The sequence below is a fragment of the Afipia sp. OHSU_II-C1 genome (genome assembly GCF_000497575.1).
In the GTDB taxonomy this organism is placed as follows: domain Bacteria; phylum Pseudomonadota; class Alphaproteobacteria; order Rhizobiales; family Xanthobacteraceae; genus Afipia.
Genome location: NZ_APJI01000010.1, coordinates 57,420 through 79,729 on the forward strand (window position 1 = coordinate 57,420; position 22,310 = coordinate 79,729).

Annotated in this window: 22 protein-coding genes; 12 read left to right on the forward strand and 10 right to left on the reverse strand. The window is 62.6% G+C overall.

Annotated features, from left to right (window positions below; all coding sequences use genetic code 11):
• Window positions 1-47: 47 nt before the first annotated feature.
• The 4 genes from mdh to I554_RS0109785 form a co-directional block, all read right to left on the reverse strand.
• On the reverse strand, window positions 48-1,016 hold the full coding sequence (gene mdh, locus I554_RS0109770) for a malate dehydrogenase (RefSeq protein WP_024576687.1): 969 nt from the start codon (window positions 1,014-1,016) through the stop codon (window positions 48-50).
• A 189-nt stretch (window positions 1,017-1,205) separates the two neighbouring features.
• Window positions 1,206-2,387: a cell division protein ZapE gene (gene zapE, locus I554_RS0109775; RefSeq protein ID WP_024576688.1), complete on the reverse strand. Its 1,182-nt coding sequence runs from the start codon at window positions 2,385-2,387 to the stop codon at window positions 1,206-1,208.
• A gap of 60 nt (window positions 2,388-2,447) precedes the next feature.
• Window positions 2,448-2,984, reverse strand: a complete 537-nt coding sequence (gene thpR / locus I554_RS0109780; RefSeq protein WP_024576689.1) for an RNA 2',3'-cyclic phosphodiesterase — start codon at window positions 2,982-2,984, stop codon at window positions 2,448-2,450.
• Between the two features lie 106 nt (window positions 2,985-3,090).
• Window positions 3,091-3,810 carry an arylesterase gene (locus I554_RS0109785; RefSeq protein WP_024576690.1) on the reverse strand — a complete coding sequence of 240 codons (720 nt, stop codon included), beginning with the start codon at window positions 3,808-3,810 and terminating at the stop codon, window positions 3,091-3,093.
• Between I554_RS0109785 and I554_RS0109790 the strand changes: the two genes are divergently transcribed.
• The 4 genes from I554_RS0109790 (at window position 3,809) to I554_RS0109805 (ending at window position 8,772) form a co-directional block, all read left to right on the forward strand.
• Entirely contained in the window at window positions 3,809-4,555 is a 747-nt protein-coding gene (locus tag I554_RS0109790; protein WP_024576691.1) for an ABC transporter ATP-binding protein, read from the forward strand. The two genes, I554_RS0109785 and I554_RS0109790, sit on opposite strands and share 2 nt — an antisense overlap.
• Window positions 4,552-7,116, forward strand: coding sequence for an FtsX-like permease family protein (locus I554_RS0109795; RefSeq protein WP_024576692.1), 2,565 nt, complete (start codon window positions 4,552-4,554; stop codon window positions 7,114-7,116). The genes I554_RS0109790 and I554_RS0109795 overlap by 4 nt, the downstream gene beginning before the upstream one ends.
• 208 nt (window positions 7,117-7,324) lie before the next feature.
• Window positions 7,325-8,116: a Bax inhibitor-1/YccA family protein gene (locus tag I554_RS0109800; RefSeq protein ID WP_024576693.1), complete on the forward strand. Its 792-nt coding sequence runs from the start codon at window positions 7,325-7,327 to the stop codon at window positions 8,114-8,116.
• Window positions 8,117-8,241: 125 nt separating this feature from the next.
• The gene (locus tag I554_RS0109805) at window positions 8,242-8,772 is read left to right on the forward strand and encodes a GNAT family N-acetyltransferase (protein WP_024576694.1); all 531 of its coding nucleotides are present in this window, start codon (window positions 8,242-8,244) and stop codon (window positions 8,770-8,772) included.
• On the opposite strand, the gene I554_RS0109810 is transcribed toward I554_RS0109805, so the two are convergent.
• The 3 genes from I554_RS0109810 to acnA form a co-directional block, all read right to left on the reverse strand.
• Window positions 8,773-9,141: a DUF2794 domain-containing protein gene (locus I554_RS0109810; protein ID WP_006023234.1), complete on the reverse strand. Its 369-nt coding sequence runs from the start codon at window positions 9,139-9,141 to the stop codon at window positions 8,773-8,775.
• Window positions 9,142-9,531: 390 nt separating this feature from the next.
• Entirely contained in the window at window positions 9,532-10,302 is a 771-nt protein-coding gene (locus tag I554_RS0109815; protein WP_024576695.1) for a DUF1223 domain-containing protein, read from the reverse strand.
• 131 nt (window positions 10,303-10,433) lie between these two features.
• Window positions 10,434-13,154: an aconitate hydratase AcnA gene (acnA, locus tag I554_RS0109820; RefSeq protein WP_024576696.1), complete on the reverse strand. Its 2,721-nt coding sequence runs from the start codon at window positions 13,152-13,154 to the stop codon at window positions 10,434-10,436.
• A gap of 239 nt (window positions 13,155-13,393) precedes the next feature.
• Between acnA and ccmA the strand changes: the two genes are divergently transcribed.
• The 7 genes from ccmA to I554_RS0109855 all read left to right on the forward strand — a co-directional run bounded on the left by ccmA (window position 13,394) and on the right by I554_RS0109855 (window position 17,827).
• Window positions 13,394-13,996, forward strand: coding sequence for a heme ABC exporter ATP-binding protein CcmA (gene ccmA / locus I554_RS0109825; RefSeq protein WP_024576697.1), 603 nt, complete (start codon window positions 13,394-13,396; stop codon window positions 13,994-13,996).
• On the forward strand, window positions 13,993-14,661 hold the full coding sequence (gene ccmB, locus I554_RS0109830; RefSeq protein WP_024576698.1) for a heme exporter protein CcmB: 669 nt from the start codon (window positions 13,993-13,995) through the stop codon (window positions 14,659-14,661). Before ccmA ends, ccmB begins: the two co-directional genes overlap by 4 nt.
• Before the next feature lie 94 nt (window positions 14,662-14,755).
• Window positions 14,756-15,487, forward strand: a complete 732-nt coding sequence (locus I554_RS0109835) for a heme ABC transporter permease (protein WP_024576699.1) — start codon at window positions 14,756-14,758, stop codon at window positions 15,485-15,487.
• 4 nt (window positions 15,488-15,491) lie between these two features.
• The gene (ccmD, locus tag I554_RS0109840; protein ID WP_024576700.1) at window positions 15,492-15,671 is read left to right on the forward strand and encodes a heme exporter protein CcmD; all 180 of its coding nucleotides are present in this window, start codon (window positions 15,492-15,494) and stop codon (window positions 15,669-15,671) included.
• Complete coding sequence (locus I554_RS0109845) at window positions 15,668-16,258, forward strand: DsbE family thiol:disulfide interchange protein (RefSeq protein WP_024576701.1); 591 nt, start codon at window positions 15,668-15,670, stop codon at window positions 16,256-16,258. Before ccmD ends, I554_RS0109845 begins: the two co-directional genes overlap by 4 nt.
• 23 nt (window positions 16,259-16,281) lie before the next feature.
• Window positions 16,282-17,286, forward strand: coding sequence for an MBL fold metallo-hydrolase (locus I554_RS0109850; protein WP_024576702.1), 1,005 nt, complete (start codon window positions 16,282-16,284; stop codon window positions 17,284-17,286).
• A gap of 145 nt (window positions 17,287-17,431) precedes the next feature.
• The gene (locus I554_RS0109855) at window positions 17,432-17,827 is read left to right on the forward strand and encodes a helix-hairpin-helix domain-containing protein (RefSeq protein WP_024576703.1); all 396 of its coding nucleotides are present in this window, start codon (window positions 17,432-17,434) and stop codon (window positions 17,825-17,827) included.
• A gap of 152 nt (window positions 17,828-17,979) precedes the next feature.
• Here the strand turns inward: I554_RS0109855 and I554_RS0109860 are convergent, their stop codons facing one another.
• Both I554_RS0109860 and ftsY read right to left on the reverse strand, forming a co-directional pair.
• The gene (locus tag I554_RS0109860; RefSeq protein WP_024576704.1) at window positions 17,980-18,591 is read right to left on the reverse strand and encodes a septation protein A; all 612 of its coding nucleotides are present in this window, start codon (window positions 18,589-18,591) and stop codon (window positions 17,980-17,982) included.
• 2 nt (window positions 18,592-18,593) lie between these two features.
• The gene (gene ftsY / locus I554_RS0109865) at window positions 18,594-19,541 is read right to left on the reverse strand and encodes a signal recognition particle-docking protein FtsY (RefSeq protein WP_024576705.1); all 948 of its coding nucleotides are present in this window, start codon (window positions 19,539-19,541) and stop codon (window positions 18,594-18,596) included.
• A gap of 52 nt (window positions 19,542-19,593) precedes the next feature.
• Between ftsY and I554_RS0109870 the strand changes: the two genes are divergently transcribed.
• The gene (locus tag I554_RS0109870) at window positions 19,594-20,343 is read left to right on the forward strand and encodes an RNA pseudouridine synthase (protein WP_024576706.1); all 750 of its coding nucleotides are present in this window, start codon (window positions 19,594-19,596) and stop codon (window positions 20,341-20,343) included.
• Between the two features lie 244 nt (window positions 20,344-20,587).
• Here I554_RS0109870 and rpsA read toward each other — a convergent pair whose 3' ends face one another.
• Window positions 20,588-22,288, reverse strand: a complete 1,701-nt coding sequence (rpsA, locus tag I554_RS0109875; protein WP_024576707.1) for a 30S ribosomal protein S1 — start codon at window positions 22,286-22,288, stop codon at window positions 20,588-20,590.
• Window positions 22,289-22,310 lie beyond the last annotated feature (22 nt).

Below are 22,310 nucleotides of genomic sequence, written 5' to 3' on the forward strand. Positions count from 1 at the left end.
AAATACTTTCACCGGATCGTGCGGAATCGGTAACGGCGTCGCGCCGCTTACTTGCCAAGCAGGTCGGGCGCGATCTTCTTGCAGGCGTCAACAAGACCCTGCACGGCGCCGACCGACTTGTCGAAACCTTCGCGGTCCTTGCCGGCCAGCTCGATCTCGACGATACGCTCGACACCCTTCGATCCGATGACAACCGGAACGCCGACATACATGTCCTTCACGCCGTATTCGCCGTTGAGGTAGGCGGCGCAGGGCAGCACACGCTTCTTGTCGCGCAGATAGCTTTCCGCCATCGCGATTGCGGACGCAGCCGGCGCGTAGAACGCCGACCCGGTCTTGAGCAGGTTGACGATCTCCGCGCCGCCGTTGCGGGTGCGGTCGACGATCTCGTCGATACGGGCCTGCGAGGTCCAGCCCATCTTCACGAGATCAGGCAACGGAATGCCGGCGACGGTGGAGTACTTGGTCAGCGGCACCATGGTGTCGCCGTGACCGCCGAGCACGAAGGCGGTGACGTCTTCGACAGAGACGTTGAACTCATCGGCAAGGAAGTAACGGAAGCGCGCGGAGTCCAGCACGCCGGCCATGCCGACAACCTTCTTCTGCGGCAGGCCGCAGGCCTTCTGCAGCGCCCAGACCATCGCGTCGAGCGGGTTGGTGATGCAGATGACGAAAGCGTCGGGGGCATACTTCTTGATGCCGGCGCCGACCTGCTCCATCACCTTGAGATTGATGCTGAGAAGGTCATCGCGGCTCATGCCGGGCTTGCGCGGCACGCCTGCGGTGACGATCACCACGCTGGCGCCTTCGATGGCCTCGTAGGAATTCGCGCCGGTGAAGTTGGCGTCGAAGCCGTCGACCGGCGAGGACTGCGCGATGTCGAGCGACTTGCCCTGCGGAATGCCTTCGGCGATGTCGAACATCACCACGTCGCCCAGCTCTTTCAGCCCGACGAGGTGGGCGAGCGTGCCGCCGATCTGACCTGAACCAATCAAAGCAATCTTGTCACGCGCCATGGGAAATCTGTCCTTTGATGTCGACGAAGAGAGGGTGGGAAAACTCTGGAGGGCTGGTTAGACCTTTCGCGGCACGCGTTCAAGTCGCCGTTCGCTCAATGATGCGGCGGTGCTCACCGTGGAGGCACCGGGCAGCGCTTTCGTATCGGGCTTTCGCCGGGGCCGGAGATGAAACATAAAGCGAACCCGTCAGGTCTCGACCAGGCCGGTCGTCGCGCCGCTCGCGGACGAGTCGCTGCGGCCGTGAGGCAGCGCCAGATAGGATTCCGAGCCCATCTCAATTAGCCGCGACGAGGTACGTTTGAATTCGTTGGCCTCGACCCCCTCGGTCGCGGTGTAAAGCGACAGGGGATCGGTCTCCGCCGACGCCATCAGTTTCACGGCATTGTCGTAAAGCGTGTCGATCAGCGTGATAAAGCGCTTGGCGTAATTGCGCTGCGGGGACTGCATCGCCGGAATCCGGTCGATGATCAGCGTGTGATAATCATGCGCAAGGCGCAGATAATCCGATGCGCCAAGCGGCTTCTCGCACAGGTCGGCGAATGTAAAGCGCGCGACGCCGTGCGCCGAATGCGGAACATGCAGCACATGGCCCTTGATCATGACGTCGCGCGGATGGTCCGCAGCGCCGCCGGTGAGCTTGGTCCACGCCTTGTCGAGCGCGGCATCCGCGCTCGCATCCGCGGGCACCAGCCACATCTTGATGCCGGCGAGTTTTTCCAGGCGGAAATCGGTGCGCGCGTCGAGCCGCAGCACCTCCATCCGATCCGTCAGTTGTCCGATGAACGGCAGAAACAATGCGCGGTTCAATCCGCCCTTGTAGAGATCGCCGGGCGCGACGTTCGACGTTGCCACGACCACAGTCCCCAGTTCGAACAGCCGGCTGAACAGGCGTCCAAGGATCATCGCGTCCGCGATATCGGTGACGTGAAATTCGTCGAAGCATAGCAGCCACGCTTCCTCGAAAATCGATTGCGCGGTCAGCCGCACCGGATCGGTATCGCCAATTTCCTGGCGCGCAATCTTCTGGCGGAAACCGTGAATCCGCTCATGAACGTCGGCCATGAATTCGTGAAAGTGCGCGCGGCGCTTGTGCGCAACCGGACTTTCGTTGAAGAACAGATCCATCAGCATGGTCTTGCCGCGTCCGACCTCGCCGTGGATGTAGAGACCGCGCAGCGGGGCGGCGTCCTTGTCGGCGAACAGGCGTTGCAGCAGTCCGCCGCGGCCGGGACGATAGCCCGCAAGCCTCGTCTCAAGTGCGGAAAAAGCCTCAACAGCCTGCGCCTGTGCGGGATCGGCTTCGATGGTGCCAGCGGCAACCAGAGCCTGGTAGTGCCGACGGAACGAGGCGCGGGACGGAGCGTTCATGGCCCGCTACCCGCCAGAATGACGCGCAAAATGCAAGACTACAAAGGTGCCGAAAGCTCTCTATGCGCTCAGCGCATAGGCGTCTTCGACAACATAGGGCCCACCGCCCACCGACGCCCGCGACGAGAACAGGACGAAGCGGGAGGCCATGAAGCTGCGGGTCGGGAAATAGCCGCGCACCGACAGATAGTCCGCCACATCCTGATTGGAGGCGTCCCGCAACCGCGCGAGCGTGACGTGGGGGATGAATTTGCGGCCCTCCGGATCGAAACCGAACCGCTGCATCAGCCGTTCCAGTTCCGCCTGCAATTCCATCAGGGGACGGCTTGGTACAACCGATGCCACGACCGCCCGCGGTTTCTTGCCGCCAAAGCTGGACAGGCCCTGCAACGCGACTTCGAACGGCTTGCGGTTGATCCGCTCGAGCGTCGAGGCGATTTCACTGGCCGCCGCGCCGTCGATGTCGCCGATGAAGCGCAATGTAACGTGGTAATTTTCGGGGTCGATCCAGCGGGCGCCTGGCAGGCCCCCGCGCAAGTTCGAGAGCGTCTGGCCGATATCCGGGGGAATTTCCAGCCCGGTGAACAAGCGAGGCATCACGAAACTCCTCGATGCTGGAGAGGATCACGAATCACCTGATGTCTTTTGTACCGCAGCACGATGACAGAGCGAAGCGACCATCGCGTGATCGGCCGATAAATCCTTACGGCTTGCCCAGTTGCGATGCACGGTCGCGCAGAAACGCCTCGACCGTCGGCAGAATCCGCTCAACCACAACATCGACGCCGGCCGCCGTCGGGTGCAGCCCATCGGGCTGGGTCAGCTTTGCCTCTGTGGCCACGCCATCGAGAAAGAATGGATAGAGCGGGACTTTGTGGCTCCTGGCGAGTTCGGGATAGATGCTGTTGAACTGCGCCGTGTACTCCGCGCCGTAGTTCGGCGGCGCGTACATGCCGCACAACAGGACCGCAATGTTGCGCGCCTTGAGTTTAGTCAGGATGTCGTCGAGCGCGCCGCGCGCCACTTTCGGATCGACGCCGCGCAGCGCGTCGTTGGCGCCGAGTTCGACGATCACCGCTTCCGTGCCGGGCGGGATCGACCAGTCGAGCCGGGCAAGCCCGCCCGTCGTGGTGTCGCCGGACACGCCCGCATTGTGAATGTCGGTGGCAATGCCCTTCTCGCCCAGGGCTTTCTGCAACCGCACCGGAAACGCCGCCGAGGCCGGAAGGCCGTAGCCTGCGGTCAGGGAATCGCCCAGCACGGCGAGTTTGATCGGCTTCACATCTTTGACATCTGACTGGACAGAAGCCGTTTGAGCCGAGGCCGGCCCCGACATCGCCATCATTGCCCCCGCTGCTGCGACGATGAATGCCCTCAAGAGCCCCTCGACCGCGCGGCCGGAACCCCCATATGAAAGATCCATGGACAGTCTCATTGAACCCTCAAAGCGCGCCGGTCTCGAACCGGACACCATTTCCATTTCCAACGTCAATCTCTCATTAGGCAGCGGGGCCGCACGCGTTCACATCCTTAAGGATGTCGGCTTGCGGGTCGCGCCCGGCGAAGCTGTCGGGCTGATCGGACCGTCGGGATCGGGCAAATCCACGCTCCTCATGGTGATGGCGGGGCTTGAACGTCCTGACAGCGGAGAGGTGGTGGTCAACGGCGTCTCCTTCAATGCCCTTGATGAAGACGGCCTTGCACGATTCCGTGGCCGCCATGTGGGCATCGTGTTCCAGTCGTTTCATCTGATCCCGACCATGACCGCACTTGAGAACGTCGCGGTGCCGCTTGAACTCGCGGGCCGTGCGGATGCGAATGCGCGCGCCGCGCAGGAACTTGCCGGCGTCGGTCTGGGCGAAAGACTGCATCACTATCCTTCGCAGCTCTCGGGCGGCGAGCAGCAGCGCGTCGCATTGGCACGTGCAATGGCGCCCGACCCCGCCATCCTTGTGGCGGATGAACCCACCGGAAATCTCGACGAGTCCACCGGCAAGCAGATTGTCGATCTTCTGTTCGCCAAGCATCTCGAGCGCGGCATGACCCTTGTTCTCGTGACGCACGATGCCGCGCTGGCGCAGCGCTGCGACCGTGTGGTGCGCCTGCGTTCGGGCCGCATCGATGGACCGGCGACAGACCGGCACTGGATCGAGACGGCATCCCGATGAGCGAGATTGCGGACACCTCGCGCCGCGGCACGTCATCCCTTGCGATCCGCTACGCGTTGCGCGAGCTGCGAAGCGGCCTGCGCGGCTTCTACGTTTTCGTGGCCTGCATTGCGCTCGGCGTCATGGCGATTGCCGGCGTTGGATCGGTGGCCGGAAGCCTCAGCGAAGGACTGGACCATCAGGGCCGCACGCTGCTCGGCGGCGACGTATCCTTCGCACTGATCCAGCGCGAGGCCTCGAAGGAAGAGCGCGCTTTCCTTGATGCGCGCGGCAAAATTTCGGTCGCGGCGATCATGCGCGGCATGGCGCGCTCGGCCAAGGGCGAGTTCGCGCTGGTCGACCTGAAAGCGGTCGACGGCAACTATCCGATGCTCGGCGACGTCACCCTCGCACCGAAGCTCCCGATGGCCGAATTGCTGGCGCAGCGTGACGGCGCATTCGGTGCCGGCGCCGACGCCATCATGGCGCGGCTGGGCCTTCAGGTCGGCGACCGGGTGACTGTCGGCAACGCCACGTTCGACATTCGCAGCGTCGTGGAAGCCGAGCCGGACAAACTCTCGGGCGGCGTCGGCCTCGGTCCCCGATTCCTGATCAGCGAAGAGGCGCTACGCGCCACCGGCCTCTTGCAACCCGGCACGCTGGTGCGCTGGACCTATCGCCTGAAGCTCCCGGATACCTCGCTCGACGATCGCGCAACGCAATCCGTGATCGACGAAGCACAGAAGGCCCTGCCGGAAGCCGGCTGGGAGGTGCGCAGCCGCGGCAATGCCTCGCCGCAGCTTGAGCGCAGCATCACGCGTTTCACGCAGTTCCTCACGCTGGTTGGGCTCGCAGCGCTGCTGGTCGGCGGCGTTGGCGTCGCCAATGCGATCAAGAGCCATCTCGATGAGCGGCGCGACGTGATCGCGACCTTCAAAGCCCTCGGCGCTACCGGCCGCGAGGTGTTCACGATTTACCTGACCCAGGTGATGGTGCTGGCGATCCTTGGATCGCTGATCGGCCTCGCCATCGGCGCGACGCTTCCCTTCATCATCGTCGGCGTGTTCGGAAAGATCCTGCCGCTTCCGGTGGAAGCGACATTCCATATCGGCGAACTGGCATTGTCGTTTCTCTACGGCCTCCTGACCGCGCTCGCATTCGGACTATGGCCGCTCGGCCGCGTCCATGACGTACCGGTCGCCGCGCTGTTCCGCGAAGGCGTGACATCGGAATTCCATTGGCCGCGGCGGCGCTATCTCGTGCTGATGGCTGCCGTCATCGCGACACTGGTGTCGGTCGCGATCGGCCTCGCCTACGACAAGCGTGTTGCCACCGTGTTCGTCGTCTCGTCGGTCGCCGTGTTCGCCGTGCTGCGCGTCATCGCCTCGTTGCTGATGGCGCTGGCGAGAAACCTGCCGCGTCCGCGCCTCACCATGCTGCGGCTTGCCATCGCCAACATTCATCGCCCTGGCGCGCTGACACCGTCGGTCGTGATGTCGCTCGGACTTGGCCTCGCCGTGCTGGTCACGATCACCCAGATCGACGGCAACCTGCGACGGCAGTTCATGGCGGCGCTGCCCGAGCACGCGCCCTCGTTCTATTTCATCGACATCCCCACCGCAGAGGCGGCACGGTTTGGCGATTTCCTGAAACAGGCAGCGCCGCAAGCCAACGTGGAAACCGTGCCGATGCTGCGCGGACGCATCGTCGCCGCCAAGGGCATCAAAGCCGAAGACCTCAAGCCCTCGAACGATGCCGCCTGGGTGCTGCAAAGCGATCGCGGCCTGACTTATACGGGCGAAGTTCCGCGCGGCTCGAAAGTCGTCGAGGGCACCTGGTGGGATGCAAACTACAGCGGGCCACCGCTGGTCTCGCTCGAAAAGAAGATCGCCGACGGCCTCGGCATCAAGGTCGGCGACGATATCACCGTGAACGTGCTCGGACGCGATATCACTGCGAAGATCAGCAACCTGCGCACGGTGGACTGGCAGAGCCTCGGCATCAACTTCGTATTGGTTTATTCGCCCAAGGCTTTCGCCGGCGCACCCCATACCGATATCGCAACCCTGACGGAGGCCAGTTCCACAGCCGCAGGCGATGCCAAGCTCATCAAGGAGGTCGCTGCCGCGTTTCCGATGGTGACCAGCGTCCGGGTGCGCGAGGCACTCGATTCAATCGGCAAGGTCGTGACCAATCTCGTGCTGGCGATCCGGGGGGCCAGTTCAGTGACCCTCATCTCGGCCATCCTTGTGCTGGGCGGCGCACTCGCCGCGGGTCACCGGCACCGGGTCTATGATGCCGTGATCCTCAAGACCCTCGGCGCGACCCGGGCGCGGCTGCTGGGCGCCTATGCGCTGGAATATCTGCTGATCGGCCTCGCAACGGCCGTGTTCGGAGTGGCGGCCGGATCGATCGCAGCCTGGCAGATCGTGACCCGGCTGATGACCCTGAGCTTTGTCTGGCAGGCCGGCAGCGCCGCCCTCGTCGTGCTGGCCGCGCTGGCCGTCACGGTCGGGCTCGGGCTGGCGGGAACATTACTCGCGCTTAACCAAAAACCGGCTAGCGTGCTCCGTAACTTATGACAATTTGTAGCAGCGAAATAGCGGGTTTTGCGACATTCAGCCGCGCGCCCCTGCTTGCGTCGAGTGTGTTAGTTTCCCACATACCGAGCGGGTTCAGAATCCGAATTGATACCGTCCAGGGATGGACACTCAATCGGGGTTCTGGGACAAACTTATAGCTGGCGGCGCAGACCCTTCGCTTTCGCCAGACAACCACGGGGTTTCGACCATGTCGGACTTGGACCGCAACTATACGTCACCTTTCGGCCGGGCCGCCGGGCGCGTTGACGCCGCGACCGTCGATGCCGGTCTGCGCTCGTACATGCTTAGGATCTACAACTACATGGCGATCGGCCTGGCCATTACCGGCCTCGCGGCGCTCGGCGTCTACATGGGCGCTGTGACACCTGACGCGTCAGCCGCTGCCGGCCGTATCGGCAAGCAGTATCTGACCTCGTTCGGCGTCGCGATGTTTGTCAGCCCGCTGAAGTGGGTGTTCATCCTCGCACCGCTCGTGATGGTGTTCGCCATTTCGTTCGGCATCAACCGCCTGAAGCCCGCAACCGCCCAGCTTCTGTTCTGGGTGTTTGCAGCGCTGATGGGCATCTCGCTGTCGTCGATCTTCCTGGTGTACACGCACACCTCGATCGTGCGGGTGTTCTTCATCACGGCTGCCTCGTTCGGTGCGTTGAGCCTCTACGGCTACACCACCAAGCGTGACCTGACCGGGATGGGATCGTTCCTGATGATGGGCCTGTTCGGCATCATCCTCGCCAGCCTGGTGAACCTGTTCATCGCTAGCACGATGTTGCAGTTCATTGTCTCGGTGATCGGCGTGCTGGTGTTCGCCGGCCTCACCGCCTGGGACACTCAGCGCCTGAAGAACGATTATATCTACGGCTACGCCAGCCAGGGTGGCGACGTGGCGGAGCGCGCGGCAATCACCGGCGCACTGTCGCTCTACCTCAACTTCATCAACCTGTTCACGCTGCTGCTGCAGCTCCTTGGACAGCGCGACTAGATCTGATCGTGGCTGATCAGTGAACTCTTGAAAGCCCCGGCCAAAAGCCGGGGCTTTTGTTTTGCAGTCCTTCGCTGATAGGACTGCGGGGCTTCACCGCTCCGGCACCATTCTCTGCGATCGACATGCCCCAGCTTCATATCCGGCCCGCTGCCGTCACCGACCTCCCCGCAATCACGGCGATCTATCGGCATGCGGTTCTGCACGGCACCGCGACGTTCGAACTCGACCCGCCTGATCTTGCCGAAATGACACGACGCTACGAAGCACTGGCGGCGGCCGGCTTCCCGTATCTGGTGGCGGTCATGGAAGATATCGCCGTCGGCTATGCCTATGCCGGACCCTACCGGCCCCGTCCGGCCTATCGGTTCACGGTCGAAAACTCCGTGTATCTCGATCCTGCGGCGCAGGGACGTCGCATCGGCACGCGGCTGATGCAGGACCTGATTGCCGCGTGCGAAGATCGCGGCTACCGGCAGATGATCGCCGTGATCGGGGATTCCGCCAACGCCGCCTCGATTGGCGTCCATGCCCGCGCCGGATTCGACATGATCGGCACGCACCCCAGCGTCGGGTTCAAGTTCGGCCGCTGGCTCGACACGGTGATGATGCAGCGCGCCCTGGGCGAGGGCAGCGAGACGACGCCAAAAGACTAATCAAACCAGCGCGAGCTTGCGATCGATCACCAGCAGAACGCGATCAAGCTCATGGCCGCGGCGCAGGATCTGTCCGCTGGCGGCAATCACGCTGTACGCGCCCTGCTTGCGGGCGAGCCGCGGGTCCTTTTCGATCCGGTAGATCGGGACTTCCGACGCGCGGCGAAAAATCGAAAACACCGCGCGGTCTTTCAGAAAATCAATCGCATAGTCGCGCCACTCACCGTCGGCGACCATGCGTCCGTAGAGATTGAGAATGCGATTAAGTTCGACGCGATTGAACGTTACGGTCTGGGGCGGGAGCGGCGCAGTGCTGCGCTCCAGCCCCCTGCTCTCGCTCGGATCGATATCGCCCGACATTGAACTCATCGGCGCCTCCTGTCACGCAGGTGACATGATTGCCCCGTCTGGCCACGCCTGCAAGTCTGATTTCAGGCGTATCCGCTGTCCGTTTCAGGAGCAAAGGCATCACGCGGACGTCAGGCAAAATCATAATGCCGCCCGAATTCGGCCCATCCCCCGCCGTGCTGGGCTGCGATCAAAAGGAAACTGCGTTGACCCGGTCCTTTCGGCACCGGATTCCTCAGCCCCCAGCCCCCCGGGGTCGTCAGGATCGGGTCTAACTCTTCGCAGTAAACTGGATCCCCAATCCTTCGGCCGGCGCGAGCTGGCCGTTTTTGTTTTGGCAATCTCATTGAGAGACGACCGTGCAGCCGCGAGCAATCGCTGCCGACAGCGCATCATCCAAAATTTTTTGAATCAGTTCAGCGACGTAAAGGCCGCACCGAGCATCGGGCCGGGCTTGTCGCGATTGCCGTCCTGAATGTAGACCGCTGCGGCATCGACGCCATCGCGCGTGATGTTTTCGAGCGGCACGGACCAACTGCCCGCCTTGCCGTTCCAGTCACCGACCTTCAGCACGTTACGCACCACGTTGTGATACGTAATCTGCTGACCGCGATTCTCGCCGCGTGAGATGGTGATCGGAACCGCTTTCGACACGGCGCAAATCCAGATCTCGCCGCTCCTGCCGTTACCTTCCGCCACCGATACCTTGATCTGGCCGCCGGACTGCGTCATCGTGACCGGCACCGACATCACGCCGTCGTTGTTCTGCGTCCGCTTCGCCGCGTTCTCGATTCCCGCGCGATCACTGCCAAGAACGTTCGTCGTGCCGTTGACGACGGCCTGCGGTGTGTAGACGCCGCGGTCGCCTCGCGCATGCGAGTACGCCTTCTGACGCGCGCTGAAACGCGAATCCGCCAGCGTGTCCTTCCAGCCGAGATAATCCCAATAGTCGATCGGCAGACTCAGCGCGATCACGGTAGGGTCCTGCGCCAGTTCGCCGAGAACCTTGTCCGCGGGCGGACACGACGAGCAGCCTTGCGATGTGAACAGTTCGACCACGGCGCGCGGATCGGCGCAAACCGGCGTCACCACGGTGAAGATTGCACAGACACCAAGCGTCCGCGACAGGCGCGACACCATCGCGCCGGCTGCCGCCGTTTTCGGTTCTGGCAAATCAGACATGCCGTCAATCCCTCGAATGCATGATGCCCCATCAGCCGGAAGGGCGGCCTATTGATAGGCCGCCCCCTGGATGGTCGCTAGTCACGTCGCGGTGAGCCTGTTCACGGATGCGTTTTCGTGACTGGCACGCGTTAAGCGGCCAGGTTGCGCAGCACGTACTGGAGAATACCGCCATTGCGGTAGTACTCGAGTTCGTCGAGGGTATCGATGCGGCACAGCAACGAGACGTCCCGCTTCGAACCGTCGCTCGAAACGATTTCCGCCGTCAGCTTCTGGCGCGGCTTCAGGTCGCCCTGCAGCCCGCGAATCGTGACCTTCTCGTCGCCCTTGAGGCCGAGCGACTGCCACGATGCACCGTCCTCGAAGGTCAACGGCAGCACGCCCATGCCGACGAGGTTCGAGCGATGAATGCGCTCGAAGCTCTGCGTGACCACTGCACGCACGCCGAGCAAGCGCGTGCCCTTCGCGGCCCAGTCGCGCGACGAGCCGTTGCCGTATTCAGCGCCCGCAAACACCACGAGCGGGACCTGCTCCTGCTGATACTTCATCGCAGCGTCGTAGATCGACATCTGTTCGCCGTCGGGCCAGTGCTTGGTGTTGCCGCCTTCCGGAATGTTGCCGTCGGCGCCCTTGAGCATGAAGTTCTTGATGCGGATGTTGGCGAAGGTGCCGCGCATCATGACTTCGTGGTTGCCGCGGCGCGTGCCGTACTGGTTGAAGTCGGCGGGCCGCACCTGATGCTCGGACAGATACTTGCCCGCAGGCGAGGTTAGCTTGATCGAGCCGGCCGGCGAGATGTGGTCGGTGGTGATCTTGTCGCCAAACAGCGCCAGGATGCGTGCATCCACGATATCGGTCGTGGGCTCCGGCTCCATCTTCATGCCTTCGAAGTACGGCGGATTCTGCACGTAGGTCGAGCTCATGTTCCACTTGTAGGTGTCGCTCGCCACCGTCTTGATCTTGCGCCAGTTGGTGTCGCCCTTGAACACGTCGGCGTACTTTTTCTTGAAAATCGTCGAAGTGACGTACTTTTTGATAAAGGCATTGATCTCAGTGGACGTCGGCCAGATGTCCTTCAGATAGACCGGCTTGCCGTCCTTGCCCGTGCCAATCGGCTCGACGTCAAGATTCTTCGTTACGGTGCCGGCGAGCGCATGCGCGACGACCAGCGGCGGCGAGGCGAGATAATTCGCCTGCACGTCCGGCGAAACGCGGCCCTCGAAGTTGCGGTTGCCCGACAGCACCGCCGCGGCGACGATGCCGTTATCGTTGATCGACTTGGAAATCTCCTCCGGCAGCGGACCGGAATTGCCGATGCAGGTCGTGCAGCCGAAGCCGACGAGGTTAAAACCAACCTTGTCGAGATCCTTCTGCAGGCCGGAATCCGCGAGATACCCGGCAACCACCTGGCTACCCGGCGCGAGCGACGTCTTCACCCACGGTTTCGCCTTCAAACCCTTCGCGGCAGCCTTGCGCGCAAGCAGGCCCGCAGCGATCAGCACGCTTGGATTCGACGTATTGGTGCAGGAGGTGATGGCAGCGATGACCACATCGCCATGACCGAGATCGTCAGAGCGCCCCTCGACCGGGAAACGCGCATTGTGATCGGTCGGTTTCTTGTATTCGGTGGTCAGCGCATCGTCGAACAGGCTGGCAACCGTCGGCAGCGCTACGCGGCCTTCAGGACGCTTCGGACCTGCGAGCGAAGGCACGACGTCCTTCAGATCGAGCAACAGCGTCTCGGTGAAAACCGGATCCTTGCTGAGCGCGGTGCGGAACAGGCCCTGTGCCTTGGCGTATTTTTCAACCAGCGCGACGCGCGGTGCAGCGCGGCCGGAGGTCTTGAGGTAGTCGAGCGCGGACTTGTCGACCGGGAAGAAGCCGCAGGTCGCGCCGTATTCCGGCGCCATATTGGCGATGGTGGCCTTGTCGGCGACCGACAGATGGTCGAGGCCGGGACCATAGAATTCCACGAATTTGCCGACAACGCCGAGCTTGCGCAGCATCTGCGTGACGGTGAGCACGAGATCGGTCGCGGTCACGCCTTCGCGCATCTTACCCTTGAGCTTGAAGCCGACCACGTCGGGCAACAGCATCGATTGCGGCTGGCCGAGCATCGCAGCTTCCGCTTCGATGCCGCCGACACCCCATCCGAGCACAGCGAGGCCGTTGACCATCGTGGTGTGCGAGTCGGTGCCGACCAGCGTATCCGGATAGGCGACTTCATACATCGCCGTCTTTTTGCCGACGGTCATCTTCTCCTTCTTGGTCCAGACGGTCTGGGCTAGATATTCGAGATTGACCTGATGGCAGATGCCGGTGCCGGGCGGCACCACCGAGAAGTTCGTAAACGCCTTCTGGCCCCACTTCAGGAATTCGTAGCGCTCCTGGTTCTGCTTGTACTCTTCCGCGACGTTCTTGCCGAAAGCCTTGTTGTCGCCGAAGAAGTTCACGATCACCGAGTGATCGATCACGAGATCGACAGGCACCAGCGGGTTGATTTTTTCGGCATCGCCGCCGAGCGATTTCATCGCGTTGCGCATGGCGGCGAGATCGACCACCGCAGGCACGCCGGTGAAGTCCTGCATCAGCACGCGCGCAGGGCGAAACGAGATTTCGTGTTCGAGCTTGCGGGTCTTCGCCCACTTCGAGAAGGCGACGATGTCTTCCTTCTTGACGCTGCGGCCATCCTCGTTGCGCAACAGATTTTCGAGCAGCACCTTCATCGAGTAAGGCAGCTTCGAAATGCCCTTGAGGCCGTTCTTTTCAGCGGTAGGCAGGCTGTAATACACGTATGTCTTGGCGCCGACCTTGAGGGTTTTCTGGCATTTGAAGCTGTCGAGCGAGGGCATGTGAACGTTCCCAGTTCAGAAGTTGGAGATACCCGGCAAAAGGTATCGGAACACCGTCAAGAGCGAAGGAATCAGGGCTGAACCGTGCTGTTTCCGGCGGCTGATTGTGTGCTGCACCAAGTTCCGGTTTTATAGAATCTTTCCAGTCTGTCCACCACACCCACTATGGATTGTCGCCTTCTCATGCCTGCCAAGACTGGAACCGGAACACCCCGCAACACGCCGCTGGTAAGGCCATCATGAGGCTTACGGGTCAGGGTCTGGGATGCGTCAGGGGCGGACGAAGCATTTTTTCCGGTCTCGATTTTGAAGTCCCCGCCGGACATGCGCTGGCTGTGACCGGCATCAACGGAGCGGGCAAGTCGTCGCTGCTGCGGATTCTTGCGGGGCTGCTTCCGGCCGCTGGTGGCGCGATCACACTCGATGGCGGCGAAGCGGATCTGACACTCTCCGAACAGGCGCACTATCTCGGCCACCGCGACGCGCTGAAGCCGTCGCTCACGGTGCTGGAAAATCTCGATTTCTGGCGAGGCTTCCTTGGCGGCGAAGTCTTTGATGCAGCCACCAGCCTCGAAAAGGTGGGACTGGGTCATACCGCCCACCTGCCGGCGGCATTTCTCTCGGCAGGCCAGCGCCGCCGGTTGTCGATCGCACGGCTGCTGGCCGTGAAGCGTCCTGTCTGGCTGCTCGACGAGCCGACCTCGGCGCTGGACGTCAGCGGTCAAACGATGATCGCCGGAGTGATGGCCGATCATCTGCGCGGCGGCGGAATCATCCTGGCGGCCACGCATGTTCCGCTTAGCGCCATGACGCAGCAATTGCGGATCGGCGGTGACGCATGACCGCTCTTGCCGCGCTTGTCCGCCGTGACATCGCCGTCGCGCTGCGCGCGGGCGGCGGCGCGCTGATCGGCGTGCTGTTTTTCGTCTCGGTCGTGGTCGTGATGCCGTTCGCTCTCGGCCCCGATCTGGCTTTGCTCAAGCGCATCGGCCCCGCCATTCTCTGGCTCGGCGCCATGCTGGCGAGCCTGCTGACGCTGGATCGCCTGTTCACCGCCGATCTGGACGACGGTTCGCTCGACCTGATCGTGATGGGCCGCACACCGCTTGAACTGAGCTGCGCGGCGAAAGCGCTGGCGCACTGGCTCGCCGCCGGTGTGCCATTGATCGTGGCGACACCCATTGTCGGCATCCTGCTCAATCTCGATGCCGATGCCACATTCGCGGTCGCGCTGACGCTCTTGGCGGGAACGCCGGCGCTGACCCTCACCGGCATGATCGGGGCCGCTCTGGCGGTGACCCTGCGGCGCGGCGGCCTGCTGCTGGCGGTGGTGGTATTGCCGCTGTCGATACCGGTGCTGATTTTCGGCGTCGCTGCCTCGAATGCGGCCATCGCCAAACCCGGCGCATTCGGCACACCGTTCTCAATCCTGTGCGCACTGTCGCTGGTCAGCCTTGTGGTTGGACCATTCGCCGCCGCGGCCAGCCTGCGGCAGGGGCTCGACTGATGCGATATTGCGCCCGATCAACTCTCGCGGAACTGCGCTGCGGTGCCACTCGCGCGCATTGCCTGCCGCGCCTGTCACGACTATCAGGAACGCCATGAGCCTCATCGACCTCGCCAATCCCACACGGTTCCTCGCATTGACCGAGCGCGTGCTGCCCTGGCTGGCCACAGCGACCGCGATCCTGCTCGCAATAGGACTTTATCAATCAGCCATGGCGCCTGACGATTACCAGCAGGGCGCGACGGTGAAGATCATGTTCATCCACGTGCCGAACGCGTGGCTGTCAATGTTCGTCTGGGGCGTCATGAGTGTGGCCGCGCTCGGCACACTCGTCTGGCGGCATCCGCTGGCGGATGTCGCCGCCAAGGCCGCCGCCCCCATCGGCGCGGCATTCACATTCCTCGCGCTTGTCACCGGCTCGCTGTGGGGCCGCCCGATGTGGGGCACCTACTGGGAGTGGGATGCGCGTCTCACCTCGGTGCTGATCCTGTTCCTGATGTATCTCGGAATCATGGCGCTGTGGCGCGCGGTGGAAGATCCCTCGCGCGCAGCGCGCGCGGCTGCGATCCTGACGCTGGTCGGCGCCATCAACATTCCCATCATCAAGTTTTCGGTCGACTGGTGGAACACCCTGCATCAGGGCGCGTCGGTGATCCGCGCCGGCGGCCCGAGCATGGACCGCGCATTCCTCGTTCCACTGCTCATCATGGCTGTCGCTTTCTCATTGCTGTTCCTGACACTGCATCTGGCCGCGATGCGCAACGAGGTGCTGCGGCGGCGGGTGCGCACCCTGCAGATGATGCAAGCCAGCCGGCAGGCCGCGTAATCACATGTCGCTCGGTCCATACGCCTCCTTCATCGTGACGTCCTACGCACTGGTCGCGTTCGTCGTCCTGGCCCTGATCGTCTGGATTGCGCTCGACTTCCGGCGCCAGACGCAGACGTTGCGTAAACTCGAAGCCAGCGGCATCACCCGCCGCTCGGCGCAACCGCCCGGCAAACCATCGTGAGCAATGAGGGCGCAAGACGGCGGCAATCCCGCTCATGGCTGGTGGCGCTCCCGCTCGTCGCATTCGCCGTAATGGCCGGGCTGTTCTGGTTCAGGCTCGGCGCGGGCGATCCTGCGCGCATCCCGTCGGCCCTGATCGGCCGTCCCGCGCCGCAGACAAGTCTCCCTCCGCTCGAAGGGCTGATCGCCGGCGGCGCACAGGTGCCGGGCCTCGACCCCGCGGCGTTCAAGGGACAGGTCAGCGTCGTCAATGTCTGGGCGTCGTGGTGCGTGCCATGCCACGATGAAGCGCCGCTGCTGCTACAGCTCGCGCAGGACAAGCGTATCCGCATGATCGGCATCAACTACAAGGATGCCTCGGACAACGCCCGGCGCTTCCTCGGGCGCTACGGCAATCCGTTCAATGCCGTCGGCGTCGATGCCACCGGCCGGGCCTCGATCGAATGGGGTGTCTATGGCGTGCCGGAGACGTTCGTGATCGGCCGCGACGGGACCATTTCCTACAAGCTGATCGGACCGGTGACGCCGGAAAATTTCGACCGGGTGCTGAAGACCGAGATCGAGAAAGCACTGCGCGCGAAACCCTGAGACACCAGCAGGACGGAGACTTCATGAAATACGTCATCCGAATCGTCGCCGTCCTGCTGCTGCTGCTCGTCGTCGGCGCCGCGGTCTATGTCTTTTACAGCCTGAGCAACCGCCCGGACATCAGCGCTTTCAACTCACTCAAGACACTCACCAAGGCGAGCAACGGTCCGGAACTGCGCGCGACCTTTCTCGGCGTCTCCACCTTGCTGCTCGACGACGGCACGACCGCGATCCTGACGGACGGATTTTTCACGCGGCCCAACTCACGCCAGTTGCTGCTCGAGAAAATCGCGCCGGACACCGCCCTGATCGAGAAGACCCTGCAGCGCGCCGGAATTACCCGGCTGGCCGCCGTCATCGTCAATCACTCCCATTACGATCACGCGATGGATGCGCCGGAAGTCGCGGCGCGAACCGGCGCCATGCTGATCGGATCGGAATCGACCGCGAATGTCGGGCGCGGATGGGGCCTGCCGGAAAGGCAGATCGCGGTTCACCGCGCCGGCGACGTCGTGACGTTCGGGCGCTTCCGGATCACGTTGCTTCAGGGCCGCCACGTGCCGTCGCCCTTTACCGGGGGCGAGATCGCCGGACCGCTCAAGCCGCCGGTGCGCGCCAATGCCTACCTCGAGGGTGGCAGCTTCATGGTTCTCGCCGAGCATGGCGACAAGCGCATCCTGATCAACGCCAGCGCCAGCTTCGTTCCCGATGCCATGCAGGGCCGCAAGGCGGACGTGGTTTTCCTGGGCACCGGACAACTCGGCAAGCGGCCCGCTAGCTATATGGAAGACTATTGGCGGGAGACCGTGGAAAGGCCGGGAGCGCGGCGCGTCATCCCCATTCACTGGGACGACTTCACCCGTCCGCTGGATCAGCCCCTTGTCCCGCTGCCCAGCCTGCTCGATGATTTCGCGGCCTCGATGAAATTCCTCACCGAACGCGGCAAGTCGTCCGGCGTCGACATCAAACTACCGGAGGTCTTTGTCGCCTTCGACCCGTTTGAAAAGCTGCCAGCGGCCAGGAACTAATCCGCATTGTCTCCTGCCGGGGCGGGCTGACCTTAACCAAAAATAATTTCGCGCTTTTATCTGCCGTTCATTTTGGAGCCATGGCGCAGCCACGAATTCGAACATACGCTATGCGTGTTGCAATCACTGTCCTGGAGGGACACCCATGCGTTATGTGAAACTTGCTTCGTTGACTGCCGCGACCCTCGCCGCCACGCTTTCTCTGGGCCTGCTCGCGTCGTCGCCCTCGTTCGCGCAGGCGACCCAGCCGGCCACCGGCGGCAAGATGGCGCCACCGCCGGCCGCCGCGCCAAAGGCCGATTCGAAGATGGCCCCCGCGCCGAAGGCCGAAACCAAGGCTGCTCCGAAGGCCGATCTGCTCGACATCAACTCGGCCAGCGCGGACGAACTGAAAGCGCTGAAAGGAATCGGCGACGCCTACTCCGCCGCGATCATCAAGGGCCGCCCCTACAAGGGCAAGGATGAGCTGGTGCAGAAGAAGATCATCCCGGAGAAGACCTACGCCGAGATCAAGGACAAGATCATCGCGAAGCAGAAGTAATCCTGCTTTTCGTGACATGATCCAGCGAGACGCACCGGCGGCAATGCCGGTGCGTTTTCTTTTTCGTCATTGCGAGCGAAGCGAAGCAATCCACTCTTGGAAACAAAGCTGGATTGCTTCGTCGCTGACGCTCCTCGCAATGACGGATTACACTAACCCTTCGTGATATCGCCGCGTTCGATGTCGCTTGCCTCATCGGTCGCAGGCGCGATGCTGTAGCGCTTGATCAGCGGGGTCTGCGCCATGGCGAAGATCGCGGTGATCGGGATCACGCCGAACGCCTTGAACGACACCCAGAAATCCGTGCTCTGGGTGCGCCAGATGATTTCGTTCAGCACCGCCATGCCTGCGAAGAAAAACATCCAGCGGACGGTGAGAAGCCGCCAGCCGGCGGGCGTCAGATTGAACATCTGGTCAAACATGATGGCGATGAACGAGCGCCCGAGCAGCAGTCCGATCCCGAGCGTGACGGCGAACAACGCATAGATGATGGTCGGCTTGATCTTGATGAAAAGCTCGTCGTGAAAGAACAGCGTCAGCCCGCCGAACACCAGGACGATCACCGCGGTGACGATCGCCATCAGCGGCACGTGGCGCGTCACGATATAGGATGCAGCGATCGCGGCCACGATCGCGACCATGAATGCGCCGGTGGCGACGAACAGCCCGAACTTCGCATTGGCGCCGAAGAAGATCACCAGCGGCCCGAGTTCGGTCGCGAGCTTGAACAGCGGATGCGGCGCGGGCTTTTCCGAAGCGGCCATGGTCAGTTATCCTGTCCTGCAATCGCGCGGGCGAAGTCACGCGCAGTAAACGGCGCAAGATCGTCGATGCCTTCGCCGACGCCGATGAAATGCACCGGCAGCTTGTACTTCTCCGACAGCGCCACGAGGATGCCGCCGCGCGCGGTGCCATCCAGCTTGGTCATCACCAGACCGGTGACGCCCGCCGTCTTGTGAAACGCATCGACCTGCGACAGCGCGTTCTGCCCGACCGTTGCATCAAGCACCAGCAGCACCGCATGCGGCGCAGAGGCATCGACCTTGCCGATCACGCGCCGCACTTTTTCAAGCTCGACCATCAGTTCGGTCTTGTTCTGCAAACGCCCCGCGGTATCGATCAGCAGCACATCGATATTCTGCGCCTTCGCGGCCTCGACCGCTTCGAACGCGAGGCTCGCCGAATCCGAGCCCTGCGTCTTCGCGACGACCGGAACCTTGTTGCGCTCGCCCCATACCTTCAACTGCTCGATGGCGGCGGCACGGAAGGTATCGCCCGCGGCCAGCATCACCTTGCGGCCTTCGGCAGAGAGCTTGGAGGCCAGCTTTCCGATGGTTGTCGTCTTGCCCGAACCGTTGACGCCGACCACCAGAATGACGAACGGCTTATGTGATGAATCGATCTCCAGCGGCTTCGCCACCGGCGACAGCACCTTCTCGACTTCGGTCGCGACAATCGTGGTCACATCCTCCGCCGACACCGACTTGTCGTAACGGCCTTTTCCGACCGCCTCCGCTATACGCGCGGCAACCTCGGTTCCAAGATCGGCGCGCAGCAGCACATCCTCGATGTCATCGAGCATGGCGCGGTCGAGCTTGCGCTTGGTGACGAGATCGGCCACCGCCGTCCCGAGCGAACTCGACGTGCGCTTCAGACCGGCGGAAAGTCGCTTCCACCAGCTTTGTTTGGGTTGGTCTTGTGTACTGTCACTCATTGGGGAGACGTGTTACCCGGTTCAGGCTACAAACGAAAGTCGCTCGATACCAATGGATACGCCGCAACCGACACCGGAAGAAATGCAGGCCCGCGTGCTTCACCGCGACGGTTTGATGCTGGTGATCGACAAGCCGGCCGGGATCGCCGTGCACAAGGGCCCGAAAGGCGGCCCCAATCTCGAAGCCTCTTTCGACGCGCTGCGTTACGGCCTGCCGCGGCCTCCGGTGCTGGCCCACCGGCTCGACCGCGACACTTCCGGCTGTCTCGTGCTGGGACGCCACCGCAAGGCCACCGCCTCGCTCGGCCTGCTGTTCAAGCACGGCAAGATCGACAAGACCTACTGGGCCGTGGTCGAAGGCGGTCCCGAGACGAGTGAAGGCGAGATCGATATTCCGCTGGGGCGTTTGGACGCAGAACGCGGCTGGTGGCAGAAGCCTGATCCGAATGGTTTGCCGTCGAAAACAACATGGAAGGTCATGGGTCGCGGCACCGATCAAAATGGAGCCAAGCTGACTTGGCTTGCCATGGAACCGATCACCGGCCGCACACATCAGCTTCGTGTGCATTGTTCGGCAAGCGGCTGGCCCATCGTCGGCGACAACATCTATGGCAACGGCCCGCGCTTCGGCGAACCGTCACTGCATCTGCACGCGCGCGAGATCGTAATTCCGCTGTCGAAGAACAAGCCGCCGGTGCGCGTGATCGCGCCTGCGCCTGCGCACCTGCATGAGCGATTGAAAGCGTGCGGATGGAACGGCGAGGAAGCGGCTGTTCCCGAGATCGCAACAGCCGCGGTCTGAAGTACAACAGCGGTGTCGTCCCCGCGAAGGCGGGGACCCATAACCATCGCACGCTGTAACGAAGCAGAGACGATCGCTCCACTCTCCATTCCACAACTCAGGGAGTATGGGTCCCCGCTTTCGCGGGGACGACGTGGAGAGAGAGATGACGCTCCTCGCAATGACGGACCGTATTCCGGCAACCACGCCAAACAAAAAGGGCCCCGGAAAATCCGGAGCCCTAGTGATTTAAGCGGCGAGGCGCTTACTTCTCGCGCTTCTTGAGCGCGTTGCCGAGAATGTCGCCCAGCGTCGCACCCGAATCCGAAGATCCGTACTGCGCGATGGCTTCCTTCTCTTCAGCGACTTCAAGCGCCTTGATCGAGACCTGCACCTTGCGCGCCTTCTTGTCGAACTGGATGACGCGGGCGTCAACCTTTTCGCCAACTGCGAAGCGCTCGGCGCGCTGGTCGCCGCGATCGCGGGCGAGTTCAGAACGCTTGATGAAGGTGGTGAAGTCGGTGCCGGTGATCTGAACTTCGATACCGGCTTCCTTCACCTCGATGATCTCGCAGGTCACGACGGCGCCCTTCTTGACGTCGCCTGGTTCTGCGAACGGGTCGCCCTCAAGCTGCTTCACGCCGAGAGAAATGCGCTCCTTCTCGACATCCACGTCGAGCACCACGGCCTTGACCATGTCGCCCTTCTTGAAGTTGTCGATGACCTGCTCGCCCGGCTGTTTCCAGTCGAGGTCGGACAGATGGACCATGCCGTCCACTTCGCCGTCGAGGCCGAGGAACAGACCGAACTCGGTCTTGTTCTTGACTTCGCCTTCCACGGTCGAGCCGACCGGGAACTTCTCGACGAACACTTCCCACGGATTGCGCATGGTCTGCTTGAGACCGAGCGAGATGCGGCGCTTGGCCGAATCCACTTCGAGAACCTGCACTTCGACTTCCTGCGAGGTCGAAACGATCTTGCCGGGGTGCATGTTCTTCTTGGTCCACGACATTTCGGAAACGTGGATCAGGCCTTCGATGCCCGGCTCCAGTTCGACGAATGCGCCGTAGTCGGTGATGTTGGTGACGCGTCCGGTGAAGCGCGAGTTCAGCGGATACTTCGCCTCGATGCCCTGCCATGGATCGTCCAGCAGCTGCTTCATGCCGAGCGAGATGCGGTGGGTCTCGTGGTTGATCTTGATGATCTTCACCTTGACCGTCTGGCCGATGGCAAGCACCTCGGTCGGATGGTTGACGCGGCGCCATGCGATGTCGGTGACATGCAGCAGACCGTCGATGCCGCCGAGATCAACGAACGCACCGTAGTCGGTGATATTCTTGACGACACCGTCGATGACCTGACCTTCTTCGAGGTTCTGCACCAGTTCCTGACGCTGTTCGGCGCGGGTCTCTTCGAGAACCGTGCGGCGCGACACCACGATGTTGCCGCGGCGGCGATCCATCTTGAGGATCTGGAACGGCTGCGAGTTGTTCATCAGCGGTGCGACGTCGCGGATCGGACGAATGTCCACCTGCGAACGCGGCAGGAAGGCGACAGCGCCGTCGAGATCGACAGTAAAGCCACCCTTGACCTGATTGAAGATAACGCCGTGAACCTTCTCGTTGTTGTTGAAGGCCTTCTCGAGCTTGCCCCAGCTTTCTTCGCGGCGCGCCTTGTCGCGCGACAGCACGGCTTCGCCGAGTGCGTTTTCGATCCGGTCGAGGAACACCTCGACTTCGTCGCCGACCTTGAGGTCGCTCTCACGGCCGGGGCCGTTGAATTCGCGGAGAGCCACGCGGCCCTCGGTCTTCAGGCCGACGTCGATGACGGCCATGTCTTTCTCAATTGCAACAACCTTGCCCTTGATGACGGAGCTTTCCTGCAGGTTGCCGCCTGCAAAGGACTCGTCGAGCATCGCCGCGAAATCATCGCGGGAAGGATTATATGAAGTAGCAGTCGAAGCCATTTGTTCTCCAAATGCGGAATGC